General features: G+C 59.3%; 21 protein-coding genes. 13 read left to right on the top strand and 8 right to left on the bottom strand.

Features of this window, described 5'->3' with window-relative positions; all coding sequences use genetic code 11:
- The first annotated feature begins 200 nt into the window (after nt 1-200).
- Complete coding sequence (locus FY152_06260; protein ID UXS31711.1) at nt 201-1,577, top strand: 3-deoxy-7-phosphoheptulonate synthase class II; 1,377 nt, start codon at nt 201-203, stop codon at nt 1,575-1,577.
- A 67-nt stretch (nt 1,578-1,644) separates the two neighbouring features.
- Here the strand turns inward: FY152_06260 and FY152_06255 are convergent, their stop codons facing one another.
- From FY152_06255 to phaC, 6 genes are all read right to left on the bottom strand, one after another.
- Nucleotides 1,645-3,384, bottom strand: a complete 1,740-nt coding sequence (locus tag FY152_06255) for a hypothetical protein (GenBank protein UXS31710.1) — start codon at nt 3,382-3,384, stop codon at nt 1,645-1,647.
- Between the two features lies 1 nt (nt 3,385).
- Entirely contained in the window at nt 3,386-3,808 is a 423-nt protein-coding gene (locus FY152_06250) for a pilus assembly protein (GenBank protein UXS31709.1), read from the bottom strand.
- A 137-nt stretch (nt 3,809-3,945) separates the two neighbouring features.
- Nucleotides 3,946-4,782 (bottom strand): JAB domain-containing protein, encoded by an 837-nt coding sequence (locus tag FY152_06245; protein ID UXS31708.1) that lies wholly within the window; start codon nt 4,780-4,782, stop codon nt 3,946-3,948.
- A gap of 13 nt (nt 4,783-4,795) precedes the next feature.
- Nucleotides 4,796-5,635 carry a type I methionyl aminopeptidase gene (gene map, locus FY152_06240; GenBank protein UXS31707.1) on the bottom strand — a complete coding sequence of 280 codons (840 nt, stop codon included), beginning with the start codon at nt 5,633-5,635 and terminating at the stop codon, nt 4,796-4,798.
- Between the two features lie 31 nt (nt 5,636-5,666).
- Entirely contained in the window at nt 5,667-6,386 is a 720-nt protein-coding gene (gene sfsA, locus FY152_06235; GenBank protein ID UXS31706.1) for a DNA/RNA nuclease SfsA, read from the bottom strand.
- 32 nt (nt 6,387-6,418) lie between these two features.
- Entirely contained in the window at nt 6,419-8,278 is a 1,860-nt protein-coding gene (phaC, locus tag FY152_06230) for a class I poly(R)-hydroxyalkanoic acid synthase (protein UXS31705.1), read from the bottom strand.
- 133 nt (nt 8,279-8,411) lie between these two features.
- Between phaC and FY152_06225 the strand changes: the two genes are divergently transcribed.
- Together FY152_06225 and FY152_06220 are read left to right on the top strand one after the other, a co-directional pair.
- The gene (locus FY152_06225; protein UXS31704.1) at nt 8,412-8,843 is read left to right on the top strand and encodes a hypothetical protein; all 432 of its coding nucleotides are present in this window, start codon (nt 8,412-8,414) and stop codon (nt 8,841-8,843) included.
- 81 nt (nt 8,844-8,924) lie between these two features.
- Nucleotides 8,925-9,191: a hypothetical protein gene (locus FY152_06220; GenBank protein UXS31703.1), complete on the top strand. Its 267-nt coding sequence runs from the start codon at nt 8,925-8,927 to the stop codon at nt 9,189-9,191.
- A gap of 297 nt (nt 9,192-9,488) precedes the next feature.
- Here FY152_06220 and FY152_06215 read toward each other — a convergent pair whose 3' ends face one another.
- Nucleotides 9,489-10,214 (bottom strand): Crp/Fnr family transcriptional regulator, encoded by a 726-nt coding sequence (locus FY152_06215; protein UXS31702.1) that lies wholly within the window; start codon nt 10,212-10,214, stop codon nt 9,489-9,491.
- Nucleotides 10,215-10,426: 212 nt separating this feature from the next.
- Between FY152_06215 and hemN the strand changes: the two genes are divergently transcribed.
- From hemN to FY152_06175, 8 genes are all read left to right on the top strand, one after another.
- A complete protein-coding gene (gene hemN / locus FY152_06210) occupies nt 10,427-11,776 on the top strand; it encodes an oxygen-independent coproporphyrinogen III oxidase (GenBank protein ID UXS31701.1) in 1,350 nt (449 codons plus the stop codon).
- A 120-nt stretch (nt 11,777-11,896) separates the two neighbouring features.
- Nucleotides 11,897-12,175 carry an acyl carrier protein gene (locus FY152_06205; protein UXS31700.1) on the top strand — a complete coding sequence of 93 codons (279 nt, stop codon included), beginning with the start codon at nt 11,897-11,899 and terminating at the stop codon, nt 12,173-12,175.
- Nucleotides 12,176-12,263: 88 nt separating this feature from the next.
- Entirely contained in the window at nt 12,264-12,743 is a 480-nt protein-coding gene (locus tag FY152_06200) for a beta-hydroxyacyl-ACP dehydratase (GenBank protein ID UXS31699.1), read from the top strand.
- Nucleotides 12,744-12,951: 208 nt separating this feature from the next.
- Entirely contained in the window at nt 12,952-14,148 is a 1,197-nt protein-coding gene (locus FY152_06195; GenBank protein UXS31698.1) for a beta-ketoacyl-ACP synthase, read from the top strand.
- A gap of 11 nt (nt 14,149-14,159) precedes the next feature.
- Nucleotides 14,160-15,443 (top strand): beta-ketoacyl-ACP synthase, encoded by a 1,284-nt coding sequence (locus FY152_06190; GenBank protein ID UXS31697.1) that lies wholly within the window; start codon nt 14,160-14,162, stop codon nt 15,441-15,443.
- 162 nt (nt 15,444-15,605) lie between these two features.
- Nucleotides 15,606-16,634, top strand: coding sequence for a zinc-binding dehydrogenase (locus tag FY152_06185; protein UXS31696.1), 1,029 nt, complete (start codon nt 15,606-15,608; stop codon nt 16,632-16,634).
- Between the two features lie 5 nt (nt 16,635-16,639).
- Complete coding sequence (locus FY152_06180) at nt 16,640-17,569, top strand: lipid A biosynthesis lauroyl acyltransferase (protein ID UXS31695.1); 930 nt, start codon at nt 16,640-16,642, stop codon at nt 17,567-17,569.
- A 281-nt stretch (nt 17,570-17,850) separates the two neighbouring features.
- The gene (locus FY152_06175) at nt 17,851-18,549 is read left to right on the top strand and encodes a hypothetical protein (protein ID UXS31694.1); all 699 of its coding nucleotides are present in this window, start codon (nt 17,851-17,853) and stop codon (nt 18,547-18,549) included.
- 41 nt (nt 18,550-18,590) lie between these two features.
- Here the strand turns inward: FY152_06175 and FY152_06170 are convergent, their stop codons facing one another.
- Nucleotides 18,591-19,394, bottom strand: a complete 804-nt coding sequence (locus FY152_06170) for a TSUP family transporter (protein UXS31693.1) — start codon at nt 19,392-19,394, stop codon at nt 18,591-18,593.
- A gap of 182 nt (nt 19,395-19,576) precedes the next feature.
- On the opposite strand from FY152_06170, the gene FY152_06165 reads away from it, so the two are divergent.
- Nucleotides 19,577-20,536, top strand: coding sequence for a nucleoside hydrolase (locus FY152_06165; GenBank protein ID UXS31692.1), 960 nt, complete (start codon nt 19,577-19,579; stop codon nt 20,534-20,536).
- 302 nt (nt 20,537-20,838) lie between these two features.
- Complete coding sequence (locus FY152_06160) at nt 20,839-22,059, top strand: LL-diaminopimelate aminotransferase (protein UXS33225.1); 1,221 nt, start codon at nt 20,839-20,841, stop codon at nt 22,057-22,059.
- The last annotated feature ends 5 nt before the right edge of the window (nt 22,060-22,064 follow it).

The raw sequence follows: 22,064 nt of genomic DNA, 5'->3' as shown, positions 1-22,064 counted from the left end.
CGAAACAGACGATTTTCGGGTGGGGGCGGGTTTGTTAAATCGTTTGAATTGACTTTTATGCGCTTGAGACGCTCAAAACGGGCGGATTGAGCGGTATGGCGCCGGGATCGGCTATGCAAAGGCGATGCATGGAGCTATAAGCCGCTCAATTTTTCGAGGCGGTCGCGCGACAGTCGCGTGGTCGAAAAAAGGGTAAGGACATGGCACAGAATTGGACACCCGGCAGCTGGCGGCAGAAACCGATCCAGCAGGTTCCCGAATATCCTGACGCGGCAGCGCTTGCGGCAACGGAAGCCACGCTTGCGACCTATCCGCCGCTGGTTTTTGCCGGTGAAGCCCGCCGCCTGAAAAAACAGCTTGCCAATGTGGCCGAAGGCAACGCCTTCCTGTTGCAGGGTGGCGATTGCGCCGAAAGCTTCCTCGAGCATGGCGCGGACAATATCCGCGACTTCTTCCGCGCTTTCCTGCAGATGGCCGTTGTCCTGACCTATGGCGCGCAGCTGCCCGTCGTGAAGGTTGGCCGTATTGCCGGTCAGTTCGCCAAGCCGCGCTCTTCCAACGTGGAAGCGCAGGATGGCGTGACGCTGCCGTCTTACCGCGGCGACATCATCAACGGCATCGAATTCAACGAGGCCTCGCGCATTCCGAACCCGGAGCGCCAGCTTGACGCCTACCGCCAGTCGGCGGCGACGCTGAACCTCCTGCGCGCTTTCGCGATGGGCGGTTATGCCAACCTTGAAAACGTTCATCAGTGGATGCTTGGCTTCATCAAGGACAGCCCGCAGGCGGACCGTTACCGCAAGCTGGCCGACCGGATTTCCGAAACCATGGATTTCATGAAGGCGATCGGCATCAGCGCGGAGAACAATCCGAGCCTGCGCGAGACCGATTTCTTCACCAGCCATGAGGCCCTGCTGCTGGGTTACGAAGAGGCGCTCACCCGCGTCGATTCCACCTCGGGCGACTGGTATGCCACCTCCGGCCACATGATCTGGATTGGTGACCGCACGCGTCAGCTCGACCATGCGCATGTGGAATATTTCCGTGGCATCAAGAACCCGATCGGCCTGAAATGCGGTCCGTCGCTGACGCCGGACAATCTGATCGAGCTGATCGATGCGTTGAACCCGGCGAACGAGGCCGGACGCCTGACGCTGATTTGCCGTTTCGGTCATGACAAGGTGGCGGACAGCCTGCCGAAGCTCATCCGTGCGGTGGAAAAAGAGGGCCGCAAGGTCGTCTGGTCCTGCGATCCGATGCATGGCAACACGATCACGCTCAACCACTACAAGACGCGTCCGTTCGAGCGCATTCTGTCGGAAGTCGAAAGCTTCTTCCAGATTCACCGCGCCGAAGGCACGCATCCGGGTGGCATCCATATCGAGATGACCGGCAAGGACGTGACGGAATGCACGGGCGGCGCGCGCGCCGTGACGGCGGATTCGCTGTCCGACCGTTACCACACCCATTGCGATCCGCGTCTCAACGCCGATCAGGCGCTGGAACTGGCCTTCCTTCTGTCGGAGCGCATGAAGAGCGGTCGGGATGAGAAGCGCCTGGCGATTGCCAACGCCTGATATAAAGCCTTAAACAAAAAAGCCGCCGGGAGACCATCCGGCGGCTTTTTTCATGCGCGGTGCTGAATTATTGCACCAGCGCCGGCTGCTGGCACCGAACATCCGTGACCCGTACATCGGCCTCGCCGATCTTGACGCCGAGAACCAGAAGCACGTTGTAGAGCAGCTGATCGACCGGAGCCGTGACTACGGAAAGCGTATTGGCAAGCGCGGCCTGAATTCCCGCCAGCCCTCCCAGATCGAGGTTGAGGAAGAGGAGCCTGATATCCAGATCGAGGTTCTTCAGCAGGGAACTGACGAGAGTGGTGACGGTGTCCTTGGTGGAGACGCTCTTGATCTTTGCCTGGGTGATATCTGACTGCGTGAAAGTCAGCTTGGTTTTCTTCATGTTGGTGGCATTGATGAGGGCGCTGCCATTGATGGCGAGCAGTGCGGAATCCACGATTGCTGTTTTGGTGACGCGCGGGTCCTTGCCGAAATTGGCGAAGGCCGAGGTATCGACATTGCCGAGGGCGATTTCCGCGACGCCGGGTACGACCTCGACATCGACGGTTCCCTGTCCGCCGCCCGTGCAGCGAATATCGGCAAGCCGTGCTTCGGCATGGGCGACTTCCACATAGAGCGGAACATTGACCTTCAGGCCGGCAATCGCCTGAAGCCCATCGACCACGACATTGACCGCCAGCCGGGTTTGCGCGGTACGGACCACGGTGCCCGGACCGCCGACGGCGAGTGACGGCGTTTCGACAGGTGGTTCACCGATGGCAAGCGTTGCCTTGACCGAGGTGAGACCCAGCAGGTTGGCGTTGAGATTGAGCGCCAGCTGGTTGCCGCCATTGCCCGCCACGGCGGCGGCATTGATGAGATCGAAGACGCCGGCCGTGACCTTGAGGTTTTCGCCGCTACCGATCAGCTTGTCGGAAAATGGCCCGAGATTGAGGATTTCCTCGAGCTTGAGCTTGATATTGCTCTTGTTGACGGTTTTTTGCAGCGCAGTCAGAATGGTGGCGACTGCCGGCTGCAGGCCGGTGGTCTTCGTCAGCGCATTCAGGAACTGGCCATAGGTGATTTCCGTTTTCAGAACATCCTTGTAGGTGCCGGCGGTGAGCTTGAGATCGATGGCCAGCGCCTCGACGACATGCAATGCGTTGACATCGGCAGCGAGCAGCGCCTGATAATCCATGAGTTTGAGCGAAACCGTGGTGCCGAGCAGGCCGCCGAGCAGGCTGTTCAGGATTCCATCGTCGAGGCTTGCGAGCCGCGATCCCACCGAAAATGCCGCGATTTTCTGGGACGAGGCGGTTCCGACCGCCGAAACCTTGGGCGGGGTGGTGAAGGCGGAGGCGAAGAATATCTGCCCCTTCTCGACGATGTTCACTTTGATCGCATTGGTGGGCAGGGCGTTTTCGACAAAACGCTGGTCGACGGGAACGGTCGCATCTGGTTCATAATGCCCCTTGATGACCTGGGCATAACCCTTGCTGCTGGCAAATTCGTTCAAGGGATCGAAGGGTTTCAGACCCGCTGGGGTCAGCAGGCCCTGCGCCGTCTTGACGCCGAGATCTATGCCGTTGAGGGCGAAATATTGCTGCACCGCCTTTTCGGCGTCGGCGGCATTGGCGGCGGCCGATATGGCTGCGAGATCGGCGGTCTGCTGCAATTGCCGTTTTTGCAGGGTCAGATAGCCGTAATCGACGCCGAGCGCCAATATGCCGATGAAAAGCGGCGCGGTAAGCCCGGCAGAGATGGCGATGTTGCCGGCCCGATCCTTCAGGAAAGCGGGAAGCAGGGAATGGATAGTCCGCATGTCATGCTCCTCCGATCCGGATGGTGGAAAAACGCCGGATGACCGGCTCGGGCAGGGTGTAGCTGTAGAGGCTCCAGATCGGCAGATCGCGGGCGTCATATTCGACTTTCACCGTGAACTGGTTGGCATTGGCGGGATCGGTGGCGACATCGACTGTGAAACGCTTCTTGTCCATGAAGGCGTAGCTGAGGTCGCTTTTGGTGACGAAATCCCGGGCCAGCTGCTGGCGCTCGGTCGTGTTCAGCCCGGCAACCGCCGTTCTTGCCGCATCGGCGGCGATCTGCTGCACCGAATAGGCCGCCATCAGATAAATGCCGTAGGCGATCATGGTGAGCAGGACGAGAAAGAATATCGGCGCGACGATGGCGAACTCGACAGCAGACGAGCCGGATCTATCGCGAAAGAAACGCACTCCATTAAACATAAAGCACCCCCGTTCCTTCAGGCATCAAGGTTCGATGCCTTGATTTATTATTTTCGGAAATGCTAATTTATAGGTGTTAATTTTGTGTTGATGCCGCTCTTGTGGGTTGCAGCCTTTCTTAAACTCTCGCTTCTACTTCAGATCAGCCGGAGGCCTTTGAAGCTTGCGTGGCCGTCCTTGCCGATGATGATGTGGTCGTGAACGGTGATGCCGAGCGGCTTTGCCGTATCGATGATGGTTTTGGTCATCTCGATATCCGCGCGGGAGGGGGTGGGGTCCCCACTTGGATGATTATGTATTAAAATCAATGCAGTAGATGAAAGTTCAAGCGCGCGGCGCACGATTTCCCGCGGGTAGACCGGGGTATGGTCCACGGTTCCCTGGCCCTGTACCTCGTCGGCGATCAGGACATTGCGCTTGTCGAGGAACAGGATGCGGAACTGCTCGCGCGTTTCATGGGCCATGGCGGCATGGCAATAGTCGATGACAGAGGACCAGGAGCCGAGAACCTGCTTGTTGCGGATCTCGCTTTTCAGCATGCGCTGGGAAACGGAGGCGACGAGCTTCAGCTCGAGCGCTACGGCCTCACCCACGCCCTTTACCTCCTGCAGGAGCGGCAGCGGCGCGCCGAGCACGCCGCCCAGGGTTCCAAAGCGGGCTATCAGCGCCTTGGCGATGGGTTTGGTATCGCGTCTCGGGATGAGCCGGAACAGCAAAAGCTCCAGTAATTCATAGTCGGCAAGCGCCGTGTCGCCGCCATCGCGATAGCGCGCCCGCAACCGGTCCCGATGGCCGTGAAAATGGGCGGCATCCGCTTCCTGTTCCGCAACGGCCGCGGCCGGTTTTTTTGGGGCGCTTCTTGGTTCGGCGAAAAAGCCGCGCTCATCCGCTCCGTCGAAAAGATCGCCTTCGCCCGCCTGAAAGCCGGACGTTTGGGAAGGATCGGCGGAAGGCAGGGCGGGGCGTTTTGCCATAGGCGGTCTGGCCTTATGCGGGGGGAAGCGGCGGCAGGCCCGGACGGTCGAAGCCGCCGGGCGACAGCGTGAAGATTTCGCAGCCGGTGGCCGTGACTCCGACCGCATGTTCATATTGCGCGGAAAGGGAACGGTCGCGCGTCACCGCCGTCCAGCCGTCGGAAAGCACCTTCACATGCGGCTTGCCGAGATTGATCATCGGCTCGATGGTGAAGATCATGCCTTCGCGGATTTCCGGGCCTTCGTCCGGACGGCCGTAATGCAGGATATTGGGCGTGTCATGGAACAGGCGTCCGACACCGTGGCCACAGAAGTCGCGCACCACCGAGCAACGCTCGGCTTCCGCATAGGTCTGGATCGCCGCGCCGATTGCGCCGGTCCGTACACCGGGCTTCACCGCCGCGATGCCGCGCAGCAGGCATTCATAGGTCACTTCCATCAGCCGCTCGGCGGCGCGCTTGATCTGGCCGACCGGATACATGCGGCTTGAATCGCCATGCCAGCCATCCAGCACATAGGTCACATCGATATTGACGATATCGCCGTCGCGCAGCGGCTTTTCGTCTGGAATGCCGTGGCAGACCACATGGTTGATCGAGGTGCAGACGGATTTCGTATAACCGCGATAATTCAGCGTTGCCGGAAGCGCACCGTGGTCGGCGCCAAACTCGAAGACGAAACGATCGATGGCATCCGTGGTGACACCCGGCTTGACGATTGCCGCAAGTTCATCGAGGCAGCGCGCCGTCAGCTGGCACGCCTTGCGCATCCCGTCGAAGTCCTCAGGGGTATAGAGGCGGATAACGCCTGTATTCTTGAGGGGGGCGGAGGCTGCGTCGATATAGGTGACCATCTTAGTGCTTTCTGTCTCTTTACGTCCCTGTTCATAAAACAGCCGGACGCCATTCGTCCATCTTAACCGTTCCGCTGACCGAAATTTGTGCCGGGGAGACCTCGCATTTCACCGCATAGGCCTCCACGCCGCGCGCCATGGCCCGCTGAAATGCCAGCGCATAGACGGGATCGAGATCATCGCAGATGCGCATCCGGTCGCAATCGTCGCGCTGGATGAGATAGAGCATCACCGAACGATAACCGGCTTCCGCAGCGTCGCCCAACTCCTCCAGATGTTTCGCACCGCGTTTGGTGGCCGTATCGGGAAATTCGGCCAGCCCTTTCTCGCGCATGAAATGCACGTTCTTCACTTCCACATAGGCATCCGGCCGGTCGGGTTCGGACAGCAGGAAGTCGATACGCGAATTGCGGCCATATTTCTGTTCGCGCCGGATCGTCGAATAGCCGCCGAGTTCGGGGATGCGGCCGTTCAGGATAGCCTCTTCCGCCAGCCGGTTGGGCATGCCGGTATTGATGCCGACCGTGGTGCCATCGGCCTCGACCATTTCCAGCATGTGCCGGTATTTGCGGGTCGGGCTGTCATGTTCGGACAGCCAGATGCGGGAGCCCGGCGTTGTCAGCCCGCGCATGGAGCCGGTATTGGGGCAGGAGCCGGTGATCGCGGTGCCATCCTCCAGAATGGCGTCGAACAGGAAGCGTTTATAACGGGCGATCAGCGTGGCGGGAATGAGCGGGGGCGTGAAGAACATGTGGCCTGAAAGATGTTAGGTGATGGAAGTGGTCAGGAAAGGACATAGGTTCCCGGCGCATCGCCAAGCACGGGACGCTTGCCGTCCTCCGGTTTTCGCGCCTTTACCTTTTCGCCATTCTGGCTTTCGATCCAGTTCTGCCAGTGCACCCACCAGGAACCCTTATGGGCGGTGGCGGCGGCCTGCCAGGCATCGAAGTCTCCGGCCGGTGACGGGCCTGTCCAATATTGATATTTTTCAAGCTGCGGCGGATTGACGACGCCGGCTATGTGGCCGGACGCGCCGAGCACGAATTCCACCGGCCCGCCGAACAGGGCAGCACCCGTGAAGACGGATTTTGCAGGGGCGATATGATCGTCGCGGGTGGCGAGATCATAGACCGGGATTTTGATGTCGCCGAGATTGATCCGTTTATCTGCCACGCGCATCAGCCCGCGGGCGAGATTGTTGTCGAGATAACAATTGCGAAGATAAAAGGAGTGACTGGCGGCCGTCACCCTGGTCGAATCGGAATTCCAGTAGAGCAGATCGAAGGGCAGGGGTTCCGTGCCGCGCAGGTAATTATCGACCACATAGGGCCAGATAAGATCGGAGGCGCGCAGCATGTTGAAGACGGTGGCCATGATCGAGCCGTCGAGGTAACCGACCGCCTGCATATGCCTGTCGAGCGCCGCAAGCTGGCCTTCATCGATGAAGACCTTGAGGTCGCCGGCATGGATGAAATCGGTCTGGGCGGCGAGCAGCGTGGCACTGCGGATGCGCCCGTCGTCTTCCTGCGCATGCAACGCCAGTGCCGAGGATAAAAGCGTGCCGCCGACGCAATAACCGATCGCGTTGATTTCCGTTTCGCCGGTCCTTTCCTCGATCGTGTCGAGGGCGAAATCGATGCCTTCGCGGATATAGTCTTCCCAGCCTTTATCCGCCAGCTGGGCATCCGGGTTGATCCAGGAGACCATGAAGACGCTATGGCCCTGCTCAAGGCACCAGCCGACGAAGGATTTCTGCGGATTGAGATCGAGAATGTAGAATTTGTTGATCCATGGCGGCACGATCAGCAGCGGCCGTTTGAAAACCTTTTTCGTCGTCGGTGCGTAATGGACGATCTCGCAGAGCGGGCTTTTCGCGACCACCTTGCCGGGGGTTGTGGCGATATTCTGGCCGATGATGAATTTGCTGTAGTCCGTCTGGCGCAGTTTCAGGTGGCCATGGCCTGCCGCGACATCTTCCGCCAGCTGCGCCATGCCCTTGACGAGATTGGCGCCGCTGGAGGCGACCGTCTCGCGGAAGACCTGCGGATTGGTGAAGACGAAATTGGCGGGTGAGAGCGCCTCCGTTACCTGGCGCATGTAAAACAGCGCCTTGGTGCGGGTGTGTTCATCCAGGCCGTCTGCCTCCGTCACCATCCGGTCGGCAAAACCGACGGTGGTCTGATAGGCTTTGAGGAGAAAATCGAAAAAAGGATTGGCCTGCCAGTCGGCATCGGCAAAACGCCTGTTGCGGCGCTCCGCAGGGCCGCTTTCGGCCGGCGTCGCCGAGGCCGAATCGGCATCGCCGGAAAACTGCGCCACCGATTTTGCCCACAGCTCGTAATAGCTGGAGAGGAGATGGGTCTGCGCTTCGAGGGAGCGTTTCGGTTCCGCCATCCAGTATTCGGCGACATCGGACAGCGTCTTGACGAGATCGGTGACGGGATCGGCGCTTGCCTGGGGGATTTCGCCACGCTCGCGCGGCGCCAGCCATTCGGACGCGGCCTTGCCAAGATTTTCAAGCGCACGGGCAATGTTGACCGCGAAGGTCTCCGGATCGCGGATCAGGTAGGCCTCGGCTGAGCTGGCGTCGAAACCGGGTGTTTTGCCACCCTTTTTTCCAGCGCCGCCGTCAACACCCGCCATGCATCATCCTCCGCCAAATTTGTGTTTGCACATTCTGCATGAAAACGAATACAAGTTCCACCAGCAAGGGGAGGCCGCAAAGGGCTGAACCGCAGTCGAATTCGATATCGGCAGATATCCTTACAGGCGGAACATGACGATGGGCAAGCACATGGGCACATGGGGAACATATGTGGAAAACGCCGCGAGAATCGCCGTTCTTTCGCTGTCCGGCGTCATGTTCGCCACGACGCTTGCCGCCTGCAAGGCACCTGAACCGATCGTCGCTCCCGCGCATATGCGCCGCCCGACCGCCGAAATCGTCGGTCCGCGCCCCGTCAGCGACAATGCGGTGAGCCAGAAGCGCGACACCGGAACCTATCCGACCTTTTCAGCGCCGATGACGGCCGCCGGCACCCAGATGGGCGACGACGAGGCCTCCACCATGGAATCAAACCTGTCGCGCCTCGGTGCTGCACGCCGCAACGGCCAGATTTCGGAAGCCGAATACAAGCGCCGTGTCGCGGAACTGCGGGCGCTTGGCGAAAACCAGAAGCCGGTTGCGACGCCTGCTGCTTCGCAGTAAATTTCAAATAAATTCACGCCGTGGTCATAGGCGTGCATTAGATTTTGAACAATAATTCTGCGAAAATCGGTTATGATTTGAATGCGCAATCCAAAAATGCTTTTGGTCCTTGCAGTTTTATTGGGCATTCTGCCTGCGATCCTGCGCTCACTTGATGTCAGCCCGTCGCTATTTCTCGGTATTTCGATCTTTGCTTTGAATATCGGTCTTTGCCTGCTTGGCGCCACCACGCGATATCGTTTTTGGTGGCTGGGTTATGGCGTCGCTTGTGTTTTAGCGTTTGTGCTGTCTGGTACGCCCAGTCCTCTTTCGCTTGTCGCAATTTTGTTCACGACGTGGAAAGCCTGATCGCTTCAGCAGCCTTTTTTCCGCCTAGGACACTGCAAGCATAACCTCTTCTTTACCCTGCCTTTGAACCATCCGCTTACCCAAGTTGTTAAGCGGATGGATGAGTTTGCCAGTTAAGATGCAGACATAACAAACAGGCCGCTGAAAAGGCGGCATACAGGGTGAAATATCATGAGATGCATCGCTGCTTTGCTGGTTCTTGCCGGTTTTGCGCTCGCACCCGCTCAGGCGCGGGCGCCTTACATCAACATCGGAACGCCATCCCTTCAGGGCCGATGAAAACTTGCGGGATGCCGGTCAGTCGTTGCCGGCGGCGTCGCTCAGCGCGCCGAGATCAGGCACCGTGATATGGCGGTTGTTCTCGATGCGGATGATGTCTTCCTTGCGCAGCTTGGTCATTTGCCGGCTCACCGTTTCGATGGTGAGGCCGAGGAAATCGGCGATGTCGGCGCGTGAAAGCGGCAGGTCGAAAGACGATTTATCGTCGTTTTCCGGGTCGATATGCGTGGCGATCATATAAAGGAAGCTGGCAACCTTTTCCTGCGCGGATTTGCGCCCGAGCGTCAGCATCCAGTCGCGCGCCTCGTCCAGCTCCTTCAGCGACTGGCTATGGAGCTTGCGCTCCATGTCCGGAACCTCTGAAATCATCCGGTCGACGACGCGGCGCGGGAAGAGACAGATTTCCACATCGGTTGCCGCTTCCGCCGTCATCTTGCTTTCCGCCATGAACGGGCGGCCGAGAAAATCCGGTGCGAATTGCAGGCCGACGATCTGCTGGCGGCCATCGGACATCATTTTCGAGAGTTTCACCACGCCGTTCAGAATATTGCCGTAGGAGGTGACGAGTTCCCCCTGGCCCAGCAGCTCATTGCCCGCTTCCAGTTTTTTACGGCTGGAATGACGGCTGAGGTCGCAAAGCTGCTGTGGCGTCAAGGTGCTGCAAAGACCGCCGTGCCGCGCCTCGCAGGAGCGGCATATGACGGGTTCTTCCGAATTGTGGATGGTCTTCTGCAACGTGTCCATAAGCCTTTTCCAATGCTGGCTTTTTCGGAACGATCGCGACCGTGGGTGTAAAATCCGGTCTCTCTGAGGCTTGCGCCGTGTAGCCGTCGCCCCCGCGTCTACTTTAGCAAGAACTTAAGGCGCGATTTGATTGAAGTCAAAGTTGCAAACTGTCGCAGCCGCTACTGAAAGGGAGGAAATCGACATTTTCTTGATAAAAGGCAAATCGGGTGATGAATACCGAACTTCTTCGCAAATATTCGGGCGCCGTGCCGCGTTACACGAGCTATCCAACCGCGCCGCATTTTCACGAAGCAGTCGATAGCGGAACGTACCGGCAATGGCTGGCCGCGCTCGGCCACCGGAACCGTATATCGCTTTATTTGCATATTCCCTATTGCGACCGGCTGTGCTGGTTCTGCGCCTGTCACACCAAGCACACGCTGAAATACGAACCGATTGCCGTTTATATTGAGGCACTTAAGCGGGAGATTGCGGCCGTCGGCGCTCTGGTTTCGCCCGATGCCGTGGTGAGCGCGGTGCATTTTGGCGGCGGTTCGCCAACCATGCTGAGACCTGATGACATGGTGAGCCTGATGGACTGTCTGAAGCGTCATTTCAACTTTGGGCTGGCGCCCGAAATCAGCGTTGAAATGGATCCGAACGACCTCGACGACAGCCGGTATGATGCGCTTGCGGCCATCGGCATGACACGGGCGAGTCTCGGCGTTCAGGATTTCGATGACAAAGTGCAAAAAACCATCAACCGGATACAGAGCTTCGAGCAGACGCAATCGGTGGTGGATGCCGTTCGGGCGAGGGGCGTTCATTCAGTCAATTGCGACATTCTCTACGGGCTTCCGTTCCAGACCTGCGAGACATTGGAGAAGACGGTCAGAAAGATCGTATCGCTTAATCCCGACCGGGTCGCGCTTTTCGGCTATGCCCATGTTCCCTGGATGAAAAAGCACCAGTCGCTGATCCCCGAACAGGCCCTGCCGGATGTTGCCGAACGGTACCGGCAGATGACGATGGCGGCAGAAATGTTGAAACAGGCGGGTTACAGGCCGGTTGGCATCGATCATTTCGCCAAGCCTGCCGATAGCTTGTGCCGGGCGGCCGAGGACGGGGAGCTGCGGCGGAATTTTCAGGGCTATACCACCGATACGGCCGATGCGCTGATCGGGCTTGGCGCATCGTCGATCGGCAGGTTGCCGCAGGGTTATGTGCAGAACATGGCGGCGACCGGGGAATATCAGCGTCTGGCGGGCGAGGGCGGTCTTGCCGTCGTCAAGGGAATTGAGTTGTCGGAGGACGATCATCTGCGTTCGCATGTGATCGAAAGGTTGATGTGCGATTTCTCGCTCGACCTCTCGGATCTGCGGCATCGTTTCGGCAAGGTCAGCCATTCCGTGACGAAGCAGGCACAGCATTTTGCTGCCTTCGACAGGGACGGCGTGGTGCGGCTGGACGCCGATATTTTTGCGGTGACGGAGGCGGGAAAGCCTTTTGTCCGTAATATCGCGGCAATCTTCGACACCTATCTCGGCAATGGACGCGGCCGCCATTCGGTTGCTGTTTAGGCAACAGTTTCAGGGCAAATTTCAAAGTTACGTCACGAAACCATTGGCTTTTTTGTGCGACTTGCCTATGTGGTGCGTCAGACAGGATAATTCATACGAACGACAATAAGGATTATGGGCGTGACAGCTACATTCGACAAGGTTGCCGACATTATCGCCGAAACCAGCGAAATCGACCGCGAAACCATTACGCCGGAAAGCCACACGATCGACGATCTGGGCATCGACAGCCTCGACTTTCTGGATATCGTTTTCGCCATCGACAAGGAATTCGGCATCAAGATTCCGCTCGAGCAGTGGACGCAGGAAGTCAACGAAGGCAAGGTTTCCACCGAAGAATATTTCGTGCTGAAGAACCTTTGCGCCAAGATCGACGAATTGCGCGCAGCCAAGGGCTGATGTGACAATGCCCGCTTCCAGCGGGCATTTTCTTTTGTTCCCGCCTGCGGGCGAACCATGACTAACCGACCAGAGACGGGCCGGACGAATGCTGCTTGAATATTTTCAGATGATCGACAAGGTCGAAGCCGTGGACATGGCGACGCGTACGCTGAAGGCGCAGTCCGTCGTTCCGGATAAAAGCCCGGTTTTCGAGGGACATTTTCCCGGCATGCCGCTGGTTCCGGGTGTGCTTCTGATCGAGACCATGGCGCAGGCTTCCGGCATGCTGGTTCTGGCGTTCAGCGATTTCGCCTCCATGCCGTTCCTGATGTCGGTCGATGGCGCCAAGATGCGGACTTTCGTGGAGCCGGGCGCGGTTCTCGACATCGAGGCGGTGCTGGAGCATGACGGGTCCGGTTTTGCCGTTACCAAGGCGAAGATCACCTCGGATGGCAAGAAGGTATGCGACGCGCAGCTTAAGCTCAGGACCATGCCCTTCAGCGAAATCCCGCTTGGGCCTATCGTCAAGAAGCGGGCCGAGGAAGTCGGCCTGATGGCGGCGATTGCCGCGGATGCGCAGAAATAAGCGTTTCCGTCCGTTTCGAAGGAGAGCGTTTTTCGCGCCGGCCCGGTTTTGAGCACGAAAATCGTGGGCTGGCGACGGCGGATCGGGCCTTCGCCATTGCCAATCCGCATCGCGCGCTTTATTCCGCAACGCATGAAGTGGTTGTTCGCGACCGCTGTTGGATAGCCGTGACCGTTTCGATGGGGCCGGCTGCAAAGGATGACAGACGATGAAATCTGACAATGATGTGGTGATAACAGGGGTCGGCATCGTGACCTGTCACGGCGTCGGAAGCCAGGCGCATGTGGCGCTTCTTTCGGGAACGGCGGCGCCTGAAACGGTGGTTGAGACCGAAAAGTTCAAACCCTACCCGGTCCATCCCATGCCGGAAATCGACTGGTCTGCGCAGATCGCCAAGCGTGGCGACCAGCGCCAGATGGAAAACTGGCAGCGCCTCGGCGTGTTCGCCGCCGGTCTGGCACTCGACGATGCCGGTCTGAAGGAAAATGCCGAAGCCTGCGCCACCATGGACATGATCGTTGCTGCCGGCGGCGGTGAGCGCGACATCAATGTCGATACGCTGATCGTCGACGAAGCGCTGAAGCGCAATGACCGCGAAAAGCTTCTCAATGAGAAGCTGACGACGGAGCTGCGCCCGACGCTGTTTCTCGCCCAGCTTTCCAATCTGATGGCCGGCAATATTTCCATCGTGCACAAGGTTACCGGCTCTTCGCGCACTTTCATGGGCGAGGAAGCGGCCGGCATTTCCGCCGTTGAAACCGCGTTCCACCGCATCCGCTCCGGCGAATCGAGCCATGCGCTGGTGGGCGGCGCTTTCTCGGCGGAACGTCCCGACATGATTCTGCTGTTTGAAGCCATTGGTGCACATGCGCAGGGCGGCTGGCAGCCGCTGTGGTCGCGTGAGAACCAGAACGGCGGCGGCATGATTTCCGGTTCGCTTGGCGCATTCCTCGTGCTGGAATCGCGCAAGCATGCCAGCGAACGCGGCGCGCGCATTTATGCCCGCATCGACGCCATCGAGGGCGATCGCGGCAGCCGTGATGATGGCAAGATGGAAAAGCGCATGGAGCGCCTGCTTGCCCCGGCAAAGGATAGTGCTGCGACCGTCGTGTTTTCCGGCGCAAGCGGTTATGACGACGTTACCCGGCGCGAGAAGGATATTCTCGAAAAGACCCTGCCCAAGGCCGCCATTCGCGGTTTCGGTGGTGTCACCGGCCACGGACTTGAGGCGCAGTTTCCGCTCGGCCTGGCTTTGGCTGCGCTTACGCTTGAAAGCGGCGCCAAGGTTCCTACCTTCGACGCCAAGGCGGAAAAGCCCATGGGCGAGTCGGCCAGCGAAGCCGTCGTCACCACCGTCGGCCATGTGCGCGGCGAAGGTGTCGCCGTTCTGTCCCGTGACGTTTGAGGAGAAAGACCATGACTTCCAATTTCAAGGATCATCTCGGTCGCCCGATCGTCGCCGTCACCGGCATGGGCATCATCACGTCGCTGGGGCAGGGGCTTGCCGATAACTGGGCGGCGCTGACGGCGGGCAAGTCGGGCATCCACAAGATCACCCGTTTTCCGACCGAGGGGCTTTCGACCCGCATCAGCGGCACGGTCGATTTCATCGATATTCCGGTTCCGAATTCCGTCGAGCGTTCCTATGCCTTCGCGCGTGAGACCACCATCGAGGCGCTCGCGCAGGCCGGTATATCAGGTGATTTCGACGGCCCGCTGTTTCTGGCCGCGCCGCCGATCGAGCCGGAATGGAGCGCCCGCTTCGAGCTTGCCGACCGGTCTCCGCCAGCCGCCCAGCCGGGCGATGCCTATGAGCGTTTCCTGACGGCCTTCCGCCAGCGTCACGACCCGGCGTTTCAGGAGGCGGCGCTGTTCGGCGCGATTTCCGAACGTCTTTCCGACCGTTTCGGTACCCGTGGCCTGCCCGTCACGCTGTCCACGGCCTGTGCATCCGGTGCGACCGCGATCCAACTCGGCGTCGAGGCCATCCGCCAGGGCCGCACCGAACGGGCGCTGACGGTTGCGACCGACGGTTCGGTCAGCGCCGAGGCGCTGATCCGCTTCTCGCTTCTCTCCGCGCTTTCGACCCAGAACGACCCGCCGGAAAAGGCCTCCAAGCCATTCAGCAAGGACCGCGACGGTTTCGTGATCGCCGAAGGTGCAGCCACACTGGTGCTGGAATCGCTGGAATCCGCTGTTGCACGTGGGGCCAAGGTTCTCGGCATCATCAAGGGCGCCGGTGAAAAGGCCGACAGCTTCCATCGCACGCGCTCTTCACCCGATGGCGGCCCGGCGATTGCGACGATCCGTGCGGCATTGGCCGATGCGGGCGTGGCCGAAAGCGATATCGGCTATATCAACGCCCACGGTACCTCGACGCCTGAGAACGACAAGATGGAATATGGCTCGATGCTGGCCGTTTTCGGCGAAGGCCTGAAGAATATTCCGCTGTCTTCCAACAAGTCGATGATCGGCCATACGCTGACGGCGGCTGGCGCGGTAGAAGCCGTGTTCTCTCTGCAGACGATGCTGACCGGCACGCTGCCGCCGACGATCAACTACAACAATCCCGATCCGACCATTTCGCTCGATGTGGTGCCGAATGTGAAGCGGGATGCTGAGGTGAGTGCAGTTCTGTCCAACTCCTTCGGATTTGGCGGACAGAATGCAAGCCTTGTCATGACGCGGGAACCGGCTTAACCGGTTCCGCCACAAACAGAAGCGTTTCCGGCCCGACCAATCCGGAAATGCTCTCGCTTCTTTGATTACGCATTCCGGCCGCAAAACCGATACAGAGGTTTGCTGGAATAGCTCTTTAGATAAACGGCCCCAGATAAACGCCCCTGGGCGAAGGACTGAAATATGCGCGCTCTTCAACTCGTCGACGACCGGAAGCTCGAAAAAGTGGACCTGCCCGAACCGGATGCACCGGCGCCGGGCGAGGTGACGCTGCGCGTCAAGGCCGTTGCGCTCAACCACATCGACGTGTGGGGCTGGCGCGGCATGGCTTTCGCCAAGCGCAAGATGCCGCTCACCATTGGTGCCGAGGCTTCGGGCGTGGTCGAAGCCATCGGTCCGGGCGTATCGAATGTGCTGCCCGGCCAGCTCGTTTCGATCTATGGCGCGCGCACCTGCGGGCTGTGCAAGCCCTGTCGCGAAGGCCGCGACAATTTGTGCGAACATGTGCAGGGCGTGCACGGTTTCCATCTCGATGGTTTTGCGCAGGAGAAGATCAATATTCCGGCGCGCCAGCTCGTGCCGGCACCACATGGCATTGACGCCGTTGCTGCGGCTTTGGCACCCGTGACCTTCGGTACGGTCGAGCATATGCTGTTCGACAATGCCAAGCTTGAGCCCGGCGAAACGATCCTCATCCATGCGGGCGGTTCGGGCATCGGCACGGCGGCGATCCAGCTTGCCAAGAAGATGGGCTGCACCGTCATCACCACTGTTGGTTCCGACGACAAGATCGAACGGGCGAAGGCGCTTGGCGCCGACCACGTCATCAATTACCGGACCGACCGTTTCGAAGGCGTCGTGCGCAAGCTGACGAAAAAGAAGGGTGTCGACGTGGTGTTCGAACATGTCGGCAAGGACACGTTCGTGGCCTCGATGTTCTCGCTGAAGCGCGGTGGCCGCCTCGTCACCTGCGGCTCCACGTCAGGTGTCTCCACCGATATCAACCTGATGATGCTGTTCCAGCAGCAGTTGAAGCTGCTCGGCTCCTTCGGCTGCCGCATGGAAAACATGGCCAATGCCATGCAGAAGATGGCGCGCGGCATCGTTCACCCCGTCATCGACACCGAAGTGACCTTCGACGATATTGACAGGGCGCTGGAGCGCATGGAAACGCGCCAGGTGTTCGGCAAGATCGTTCTGCGGATGGACTGAGCATCTTGAAGCTGTTCCTGACACGGATCGTCCTGAAACTGGACCACTTCCGGCAGTGGCTGATTGCGACATTCGCCTTCGGCCTTCTCAACCTGCTGAAGCTTTTTCCCGCCGATGCGGGCATTCGCGCCGCCGACCGGCTGGCGCGCTTCGTGGGGCCGAAAACCGGCCGCCACAAGCTGATGCTTTACAATCTGGCGCGCGCCTTTCCGGAGAAGTCCGAGGAGGAGCGGCTTGAGATCGCCATGGACAGCTGGGCCAATATGGGCCGGCTGGCGGCGGAATATGTCTTTCTCGACCGGCTTTTCGATTTCGATCCGGAGAAGAACGAGCCCGGCCGTATTCAGGTTGAGGGTATTCCGACCTTTCTGGAACTGCGCGACAATCCGCGGCCCTTCATCGTCTTTACCGCCCATAGCGGCAATTTCGAGCTGTTGCCGGTGGCCAGTTCCGCCTTCGGTCTCGACGTGACGGTGCTGTTCCGGCCGCCGAACAATCCGTATGTCGCCGACAAGGTGTTCAATTTCCGCAAGGAACGCATGGGCAATCTCGTGCCTTCACATGCCGGCTCTTCCTTTGCGCTCGCGCGGCAGCTGGAAAGGGGCGGCGGTGTCGGCGTTCTCGTTGACCAGAAGTTCAGCAAGGGGCTGACGACGACGTTCTTCGGGCTTGAGGTTCGCACCAATCCGCTGCTGGCCAAGCTGGTGCGGCAGTTCAATTGCGACGTCTATCCCGCCCGCTGCGTGCGTCTGCCGGACAACCGCTACAGGCTGGAAATCGAGCCGAAGGTCGAGATCCCGCGCGACGAAAAAGGCAATGTCGATATTCAGGCGACCGCACAGCTTCTGAACGACAAGGTGGAAAGCTGGGTGCGTGAATATCCCGGCCAATGGCTGTGGTATCACGACCGCTGGGACGTGAAGCACCGGATTTGAAGCGATTGCCGCGCCGTTGATTGTGTTTGATTTTCACAAATTTCGGCCGCGAATTTGTGTATTTCGATATTTTTCCATATTAGTGGAACCTCATTTTTCGTTCATGGATTATCGAAATTGAAAAAATAGCGTCGGCTGTGATATTTTGGACAACAATCCCTGCGGCGTTTGCGCGCTTTGTTACGTCATTTTTAAACGCGCAGACGCTACAATAAGGGGATACAGGGTCCATCCGTTCGGATTGGGGACGGTGTGTGTTTGCCCGTTCAGGGAGAGTTGGGTTGAAAGATTTGATTGAGCTGTTCTGGCTGCGTTATACGGAACTGCAATCTGCCGTTGGTAAAAACGAGGCCGACAAGATCGCGGTGCTGGAGCGTGAACTGGAGCAGCTTCTCGAGCGGGTTGTCGGGCGTCAGACTGGAAGCTCCGAGGATATTCGCGAGCAGTTCCGTTTCGCCATCGATCTCCTCAATCATGAGGCGGAAGATCTCGGCTGCGTGCAGCGCAACTCCGAGCTTCTGAGAACCCTGGTCGACCGTTATGTCGGCATGCCGCTGAAGGCCAAGGTCATCGGTGACGAGGACGAGGACACTCTGGAGTGGCACCACAGGCATCTGGTCCTCGATGAAGACATGCTCAACGACCTGGACGAGCCCGTGGTCATCGTTTCTCCCGGCTATCGCGTGTCCTTTGCCAATGCTCTCGATGCCTTCCAGCGCAATGCGCCGGAGGGGCTGGTTGGATGTCATATCGCCGAGCTTGTCGGCGTACACCGCTTTCAGAACGATCTGCGTGAGAAGCTGGACAATTGCTTCAAGGGCAATACGTCGAAATATACTTACGCCGAAGACCAGAACGGCCGCACCGTCGTGAAGTCGCTGGAAATGTCGCCCTGTTATTCCTCCACCTACAAGCTTGTCGGCGCGATGGTGGTGATCAGGGAAATTGCCGATCGCAGACGCGGTCGCGCTGCCGGGTGAGGTTAACGGCGTTTCCGGCTCGGATGGAAACGCTCAACCCGCTATTTCGGAAAAATCGAATCCCAGATCGTGGCGATGGACCATGCGGATGAGGCATCCAGCAGCAGCTTCGTCGCCATTGCCAGGCAGGAAAGCACCAGCAGCGGCCGGATGATCTTTGCGCCGTTCTTCATGGCGAAGCGCGAGCCGATCTGTGCGCCGATGAACTGGCCTACACCCATGGCGAGGCCAAGCTTCCAGAGAACCGCACCGCCGATCGCAAAAACGACGAAGCCGCCGAAGTTCGAACCGAGGTTCAGAAGCTTGGTATGGGCGGTTGCCTTCAGCATGCCGAACCCGGCAAGCGCCACGAAGGCCAGCATGTAGAACGAACCCGCGCCGGGGCCGAAGACGCCGTCGTAAAATCCCACCAGCGGAGCAACGGTCAGGCCGAAAACGAAGGGCGTGATGCGGCGGTGGCTGTCGATATCGTTGAGCTGCGGCTTGAAGGCGAAATAAAGCGCAATGGCGATCAGCAGGAACGGCATGATGGTGCGCAGCAGATCGGCGGGCACGAAGGCGGCGGTGACGGCGCCCAGCCCTCCGCCGAGCATCGCCATCAGGCCCATCGGCAATTGTTCCCTCAGATTGACATGGCCGCGCCGGGCATAGGCGATGGTGGCGGAGGCCGAGCCGAACTGCGATTGCAGCTTGTTGGTGCCGAGCGTGTCCAGCGGCGCAATACCCATGATCAGCATGGCCGGAATGGTGATGAGACCGCCGCCACCGGCAATGGAATCGATAAATCCGGCAAAGATGGCGACGCAGAAAAGAACGACGAAAACGTTGAGGGCGATGTCTTGCACTTGGAATGTCCGGGCAGGCGGCGGGAGAGGACCTCTTCTTTCACCGAAAAGACTGCCGCGCAATATTTTTCTCTCTGAGCGCCGGCCGGCGGGGGGATTGCGGTGCTGCCGCTTATCGGTATGTTTCCGTGGCGCATCGCCAGAAGCGGCGGTGACGCTCAGGACATACGGATGAGGGCATTATGCATAAAGTGATATTCGATACGGACCCCGGTGTAGATGATGCCATGGCGCTTCTGTTCCTGCATCGCCATCCCGATATCGATCTGATCGGCGTCACCACGGTTTTCGGCAACGCCCCCATCGATATCACCACCCGCAATGCGCTCTTCCTCAAGCGGGAATGGCAGATGACCGCACCGGTTGCGAAGGGCGCCGGTGTGACCTTCGATCCCGCCCGCAAGGAAGGCCACTGGCCGACCTTCATTCACGGGGAAAATGGCCTCGGCGATATCGATATCCCTGAAACCATCGACCTGCCGCTTGATCCGCGCCCGGCGCATCGTTTCATCATCGAGACGGTCAAGGCCAATCCCGGCGAGGTGACATTGATTGCCGTTGGCCGCATGACCAATCTGGCGCTGGCGCTACGCGAGGAGCCGGATGTGGCGGCGCTGGTGAAAGAGGTCATCGTCATGGGCGGCGCCTTCGACATGAACGGCAATGTTTCCCCGGCGGCCGAGGCCAATATTCACGGCGATCCGGAGGCGGCCGATCTTGTCTTTACCGCGCCCTGGCGGGTGGTCGTCGTCGGTCTCGACGTGACGACAAAAACGGTGATGACCAGCGCCTTCATGGCGGAGATGGCCAAGGCCGGCGGCAAGCCGGTGCAACTGCTTTCCGACCTGTCGCAATTCTACATTGATTTCTACAAGACACGCACCGGCGACGGCATGGTGGTGCATGATAGCTGCGCCTGTGTTTATCTCGTTGCACCCGACCTGTTTGAGACCCGCAGCGGCCCGGTACGTGTGGTCTGCGGCGGTCTTGCCGATGGCCAGACAATTCAGAAGCCGGATGGCCGCGCCTTTCCGCCGGGCGACTGGGACGGGCATCCGAGCCAGCTCGTCTGCACGGATATCAAGCCGGAACGCGTGCTTTCGGTCATCCGCGCAGCAATTGTGAAGGGCGAGCGCGGCTGAACGACAGGAATGGCCGTTCTTGAGCATGGCTTGCCTTGCATTTTCCAAGAATCTGGCGTTATGCAAGTTCCTTGATCCTGTTGCGTGATCCGCCTTGCTTTCGGGGCCGAAAAGGCTTTGTCCGAAGCACGGGCGGATGATCGCGAAGCCGCGTGGGCCGAGAAAAGCCCTGTAGGTTTTCGCGTTCTTTGCGCTACAATGAATAACGCCTGCCGGGTCGGTTCGTGTCGGCGGCGTTTTAAAACAAAAAACGAACCTTCGTTATGGGCCGGCAGAACCGGTCCATTCCCATGAGGAAAGAGATGGAAGAGTTTCACAAGGTCCGGCGTCTGCCGCAATACGTCTTCGAACAGGTCAACCGTTTGAAAGCGAGCGCGCGAGCGGCCGGGGCCGATATCATCGATCTCGGCATGGGCAATCCCGACCTTCCGACCCCGAAGGCCATCGTCGACAAGCTTTGCGAGGTCGTTCAGGACCCGCGCACCCATCGTTATTCCTCGTCAAAGGGCATTCCCGGCCTTCGCCGCGCGCAGGCCGCCTATTATGCCCGCCGTTTCGGCGTGAAGCTGAACCCCGATACGCAGGTTGTCGCCACGCTCGGCTCCAAGGAAGGCTTCGCCAATATGGCGCAGGCCATCACGGCACCTGGTGACGTGATCCTGTGTCCGAACCCCACCTATCCAATCCATGCCTTCGGCTTCCTGATGGCGGGCGGCGTTATCCGTTCGATGAATGTCGAGCCGGATGAGAGCTTCTTCGGGCCGCTGGAGCGCGCGGTGCGCCACTCCATTCCCAAGCCGCTGGCGCTGATCATCAACTACCCGTCGAACCCGACGGCGCATGTGGCCTCGCTCGATTTCTACAGGGATGTCATCGCCTTTGCGAAGAAGCACGAAATCATCGTGCTTTCCGACCTTGCCTATTCGGAAATCTATTTCGACGAAAACAATCCGCCGCCTTCGGTTCTCGAAGTTCCCGGCGCAATCGACGTTGCGGTGGAGTTCACCTCCATGTCGAAGACCTTCTCCATGCCCGGCTGGCGCATGGGCTTTGCCGTTGGCAATGAGCGGCTGATCGCGGCGCTGACCCGCGTGAAGTCCTATCTCGACTACGGCGCCTTCACGCCGATCCAGGTTGCTGCGACGCATGCGCTGAACGGTGACGGTTCCGACATCGCAGAAGTGCGCAATGTCTATCGCCGTCGCCGTGACGTCATGGTCGACACCTTCGGTAAGGCCGGTTTCGAGGTTCCGCCGCCGGCGGCGACGATGTTCGCCTGGGCGAAGATCCCGGAAAAATTCCGTCATCTCGGCAGCCTGGAATTCTCCAAGCTCCTGGTCGAGAAGGCAGATATCGCCGTTGCTCCCGGCATCGGCTTTGGCGAGATGGGCGATGATTACGTCCGTCTTGCGCTCGTGGAAAACGAGCATCGAATTCGTCAGGCAGCGCGCAATCTGAAGCGTTTCCTGTCGAGCGCAGACGAAACGATGCACAATGTCGTTTCGCTTAACGCCCACAGATAGGGCAA

This window comes from Agrobacterium tumefaciens, assembly GCA_025560025.1.
In the GTDB taxonomy this organism is placed as follows: Bacteria; Pseudomonadota; Alphaproteobacteria; order Rhizobiales; family Rhizobiaceae; genus Agrobacterium.
This window is presented reverse-complemented; position numbering and strand designations above follow the sequence as displayed.